We start from the raw sequence: 5,032 nt of genomic DNA, 5'->3' as shown, positions 1-5,032 counted from the left end.
TGGCCCTTTTCATGAAGATAAAGAACAATTCTAGCTGCAGAATTGGGCCCGATTGCTTAATACGTTCTTTGTTTAATTAGTCACTAAAAAACTTCTCGTAGGGTTTTATATTTAATAGGATATTGAAATTTCCTCCAATTGATTGAGCATGCCCTAATCAATACTTATCTTTTTTCCACCGTTTATACTCTACATATTCTAAAAGACCGTAAGCTATGATCATTGATAAAATAGGCACTACATAATACTTTGGAGGTCCAAATATAAAGATAACAATAATAAAGCCTGTAATAAAAAGCGCAGTATATAAAAGATATGGCTTTTTTCGATACTTTAAATAGAGTTTTATCTTATCCATTACTTCTCCTTTCAATCTTTATTGAATTCTACATAAATATTTGTTTTTCTTCCTCCACAATATGGCCCGATTGCTGCAAAAGGCACAATTCCTCTTCAAGAATTGCGCCCGATTGTTGAAGATTGAAGGCATTTAGTTAAAAATAAATAGTAGATATTTAAAAAAGGGAGGGAATGTAATTGAAACTTTGGAGATCGGATATTGAGGATGATATTTACAAATTAAATCCTCTAAATGATTCTATGATTAAAGAGGCAGAAGAACTGTTAAATGTGAAACTACCAGATGTATACTTAGATATTCTTAGGGAGCAAAATGGTGGTTATATAGAATTTAATGCTCATCCATGTCCGTCAAATGATGCTGTTGAGGGGAACTCAATTGATATCAATCATATTATGGGTATTGGAAAACCTAATGGAATTTTAGATTCTCTTGATTTAATTCAAGAGTGGGAATTACCAAAAGATATTGTATTATTAGGTGGTGACGGTCATTCTTGGATTGCATTTGATTATAGATATAAGAAGGAAAATCCGCCTCTCCTTTGGATAGATGTTGAATCGAACGTGTTAGTAGAGATTGCGGACTCTTTCAACCACTTTTTAAACCAATTATATACAGAAGAAGTCGTATTTGAATTTGACTCAAGTGGTACCGTTCAAATTTCAAATGAAGATTTATCAAATGCGATTAGAGAAAACAACGTTTTTGGTATTATTGAATCCCTAGATTTACTTCCATTTGAAATCGATGAGAGAACTATAGGATGGTTTAGTGAAGCACTTTTAAATCTTTCTAATCATCCGAATAGCGAAGTTAGAAGATCTGTTAGCCAAGCTACTCACTCCTTGGTTGATATGCTGGATAGGGAAACATTGGCTGTTCTTGCTGAGAAGTTTATGAATGATTTCGATAGTGATGTTCAATATTTTGGTTCTAGAATTAATGAAAAATTGTAATTATAAAATCTCCTATTTAGAATGGGCCTTAAAAGTGGATAAGAGGAATTCTTTTAACCTTAATATTTAGATTTCTATAACGACGTTGTTCCACAATATGGTCCTTTTCATGAAGAAAGGCGCAATTCTTGCTGCAGAAGGTTGCACCCCGATTGTTGAAGAGCGTTTATTTAAGCTTATTATAAAAAGCTTTCATTAGTTGAATTTCAGTTATGGCATTGAACTTACTGTCAAATTTATCAAACCCGTTACTAAAAGTAAAAATACCATAAAGGAACTTGAAAACAATATAAGTTTTCTTATAACCTTTGGTTCAATTATTTGTTTATAAGCAACAAACCCTAATAAAATTGAAATTACCCAAATACTTAAACCCCACAATGAAAATAGATACGGTGAATTGGCTATCCAAAATACTGTAACAAGTAAATAAAAAGGTATCAAAACCCAAGCTATTCCCGGTATATCTCTTCCCCTTTACAATATAAAGTTATTGTTCTTGTTTTATTATCCACCCAATCGTTGTTTAGTACAAACCTTCACAAACTCCATACTGATTTTAACACAAATATCCAGTTTTCTTTTCAGCAATCTGGACCTTTTCATGAAGAAAGACACTTTCCTAATTCCAGAATCGCGCCCGATTGTTGCATAATAATTAGCTTTCAGATTCCTGAACGAAACCTAATTCGTTACCATCTAGATCACTAATGGTGAATTTATTTGTACCATATGGAGTTAATACTAGTTCTTCGATTACATTAACATTGTCTTTTAATTCAAGCCATAATGAATCAACATCTGTAACATTAAAATTAAACCGTCCGTGTGACGGATAATTATTATCTTCCATAATAGCGAATGTAGCTCCGTAATCTAATTCAAAATGAGCATAGTTAGGCTTGTCAGGTGGCCATTTAGCAGATACTTTAAACCCTAATTTAGTCGTATACCAATCAATTGCTGCATTCAAATTTTTAACATTCACTCTGACATGAGCTAATTTTGTTTTCATCTCTTTCTCCTTCATACCAAGCTGTTTTAGGTCTTCTCTCTGGATAACCCACTTTTTCTCGATAATTCTTTCTCTCACTTGTGAAATCAAACCATTGCAAAGAACTATTTGAATCATTCGCATAGTTAATAACGCAACGTATTTGATCTTCAACACAGCTATCTGTCCATACATTTAAACGCTGCTCTAATTCATCAAATAAATCGGCACCATTTTTATCTTTAATTTCTTTTAATTAGTAAATGTTTAATTTGTATACCAGTTTTTCAGCTAATTTATAACCAATAGATGGCACATTTTGAAATTCGGCTAAACCTTTTATAATCATTGCTCTTTCAACTGAAATATCCATCATTTGAACTAACTGGTCGATACCAAGAGTATGTAATTCACATATTTTCACTTTAGCTTTTCTTAGTTTTGTTTTTTCGTTTTGTGTTAGTGGCAATTTTGGATTAGAACTCAAATACTTCCTCCTTTAAAACTATATTTATTTAGTAATTCTTTATCTCCCTGTAAAAGTCCTTCCTCAACAATCTGGCCCTTTAGCTGAAGAAGGCACAATTCCTTTTCAAGAATTGCGCCCTTTAATAGAGTAACTATAAGTTCTTAACCCAAAATAACTTAATTCTTCCTTAACTAAAGCACCCCTACTTTAATAAGGATTCATCATTTTTTATTTTCAACCATTCATTTTCTAAAATACTCATTTCCCATTGACTCCAATATTCATCACCATGTTTACTAGAATCCCTTAGTAAACCCTCTTTTTTAAAACCTATTTTTTCATAACATGTGATCGCTGGTTCATTAAAATCAAATACCCCAAGATTAACTCTATGTAATTGAAGGTCATTAAACGCAATTTTAAGCACTTCCCTAATCATTTTTTTACCGATACCCTTACCTCTTACATATGGTTCCCCGACCAATACTTTTCCGATTCTTGCGGATTTGTTTTTTCTATCAATTCTTCCCAATGAGATGTGACCAATCACATCACCACTATCTTGTTCTATTACTTTATAAACCAAAGTTTCAGCGAGATTATTATTAGCATTTTCTATGTACTTTTCTAACTGACTTTCTGTTAACGGATATTCGAATGCAGATCCACTCCATTGTTGTAGGAATGAAGGCGAATTAATCCAAGAAATAAGTTTTTTGAAATCACTACGTTCAAAATATTTTAGTTCAATCATATTTAATTTCCTCCCCTTGATTGTATTCGCTTTTACTAATTTATTATATATTTTTGTGTGTTCTTCAACTAAGGTGCTTCTTGTTAAAGTATATTCTTTCACAAACACCATACTATCATTACTATATGTCTTCATTTTTTCTTCAGATTCTTCCTCCATTAAATGCCCCGATAACTGAAAAAAGCAAAATTACTCTTCAAGAATCGCGCCTAATTGTGAATAAGCTACTGTACAATGTCTTCGAATTATGCATAACTGAATAACTTTATAGCATTATTTTTTTGCATCTGATTTCCGGTTTATTTATCTATTTTTTTGAAATTAGTATCTAAAAACTCCGCGATTATACCAAGTTAATTATTTAAAAAAACATAAATTATATATCAAAAGGGGGTGAATTTATGTCTTCTAATTACGGTGGAAGCTATGGCGGTAAACACAACAATGAATTCGCATTGATTGTTGTTCTATTTATTCTACTGATTATTGTCGGTGCATCTTTTATGAAGTTCTACTACTAATTTAATCTTGTCCGCCACCGCAAGATTATCCATAATGATCTCCCATACGATTCCCCATTCCGACCTTAAAGCGCTCTTTCCCCAGAGCGCTTTCTTATTTACGTAGAATGCTTAAGTAAATTTCTATATACTGCTTCGCAATATGATTCAAGTAAGCAATACCACTTTTAAATATGCTAACTAAAAAAGACACTATCCTTGTACAAGAATTGCGCCCGATTGTTGAATTCTAAAGGAGTTTCTATTGGCTGGTTTAGTTCAACTATTATTTTTTTAGTTGTATAGCGATGTGTTGAACTCCTTGTTATTCTTTTCCACTAAACTCTAAAATATTTAAACCCTCGAATGCTTCTGGTGCTTCAAAAAATTTAGTAACATGAATAAACGTCGCTTCCGTGTCAAAAGCTGCTCTTTCGGGTTGTTCGTTACGCCTTTGTGTAATCTGACGTAAACATTGCTCGTTATTTAAATTAAGGAAAATTAGTTGATGGTTTGCATTGACCTCTGATGCTATATCCAAAAACCACTTTCGCTGTTTTTGAGTGTTACCTGGAAAATCCATCACTACATTTGTACCAACACTTAATATGTTTTGAACATGCTTTTTCACCATCGGTTTGAGCTGCGCTGAGAATTTTAGATAGTCTTCAAAAGATGTGATCTGATTGGGATAAAGAGATGATAGCCATTCATCTTCAGATAACAGTACCGCATGTTTTTCTATGGCCAATTGTTTTGATTTAGTTGATTTCCCTGCTCCCATTTTTCCACAGAAAAAGTATAGAGTCCCCAATTGTTTCATATTTTTATCCCCCGGGATTATTTTATTGGTTGTTGCCCTACTTTGTAAAACTATAATTTACAACCTGACTAAAGTATATTTCTTCAAGCTATATAAATTAACCTTTATTCAACAATATGGCCCTTAATGAAAAAAGCACTTTCTTTATTCCAGGAAAGCGCCCGATTGTTGA

General features: G+C 32.5%; 7 protein-coding genes. 2 read left to right on the top strand and 5 right to left on the bottom strand.

What is annotated here, in order from left to right:
* The first annotated feature begins 537 nt into the window (after positions 1 to 537).
* The gene (locus D1B33_RS18155) at positions 538 to 1,320 is read left to right on the top strand and encodes an SMI1/KNR4 family protein (RefSeq protein ID WP_118877822.1); all 783 of its coding nucleotides are present in this window, start codon (positions 538 to 540) and stop codon (positions 1,318 to 1,320) included.
* A gap of 658 nt (positions 1,321 to 1,978) precedes the next feature.
* On the opposite strand, the gene D1B33_RS18150 is transcribed toward D1B33_RS18155, so the two are convergent.
* From D1B33_RS18150 to D1B33_RS18140, 4 genes are all read right to left on the bottom strand, one after another.
* The gene (locus D1B33_RS18150) at positions 1,979 to 2,335 is read right to left on the bottom strand and encodes a VOC family protein (RefSeq protein ID WP_158583021.1); all 357 of its coding nucleotides are present in this window, start codon (positions 2,333 to 2,335) and stop codon (positions 1,979 to 1,981) included.
* Positions 2,298 to 2,561 carry a helix-hairpin-helix domain-containing protein gene (locus tag D1B33_RS18700; protein WP_233549531.1) on the bottom strand — a complete coding sequence of 88 codons (264 nt, stop codon included), beginning with the start codon at positions 2,559 to 2,561 and terminating at the stop codon, positions 2,298 to 2,300. Before D1B33_RS18700 ends, D1B33_RS18150 begins: the two co-directional genes overlap by 38 nt.
* 9 nt (positions 2,562 to 2,570) lie before the next feature.
* Positions 2,571 to 2,801: a helix-hairpin-helix domain-containing protein gene (locus tag D1B33_RS18695; RefSeq protein WP_233549530.1), complete on the bottom strand. Its 231-nt coding sequence runs from the start codon at positions 2,799 to 2,801 to the stop codon at positions 2,571 to 2,573.
* Between the two features lie 184 nt (positions 2,802 to 2,985).
* Positions 2,986 to 3,537, bottom strand: a complete 552-nt coding sequence (locus tag D1B33_RS18140) for a GNAT family N-acetyltransferase (protein WP_118877824.1) — start codon at positions 3,535 to 3,537, stop codon at positions 2,986 to 2,988.
* 401 nt (positions 3,538 to 3,938) lie between these two features.
* Here D1B33_RS18140 and D1B33_RS18135 point away from each other — a divergent pair, with 401 nt between their 5' ends.
* Entirely contained in the window at positions 3,939 to 4,058 is a 120-nt protein-coding gene (locus D1B33_RS18135; RefSeq protein ID WP_118877820.1) for a YjcZ family sporulation protein, read from the top strand.
* A 304-nt stretch (positions 4,059 to 4,362) separates the two neighbouring features.
* On the opposite strand, the gene D1B33_RS18130 is transcribed toward D1B33_RS18135, so the two are convergent.
* On the bottom strand, positions 4,363 to 4,860 hold the full coding sequence (locus D1B33_RS18130; protein ID WP_118877819.1) for a P-loop nucleotide/nucleoside kinase family protein: 498 nt from the start codon (positions 4,858 to 4,860) through the stop codon (positions 4,363 to 4,365).
* Positions 4,861 to 5,032 lie beyond the last annotated feature (172 nt).

Source organism: Ureibacillus yapensis (assembly GCF_003515775.1).
Taxonomy (GTDB): domain Bacteria; phylum Bacillota; class Bacilli; order Bacillales_A; family Planococcaceae; genus Ureibacillus; species Ureibacillus yapensis.
This window is presented reverse-complemented; position numbering and strand designations above follow the sequence as displayed.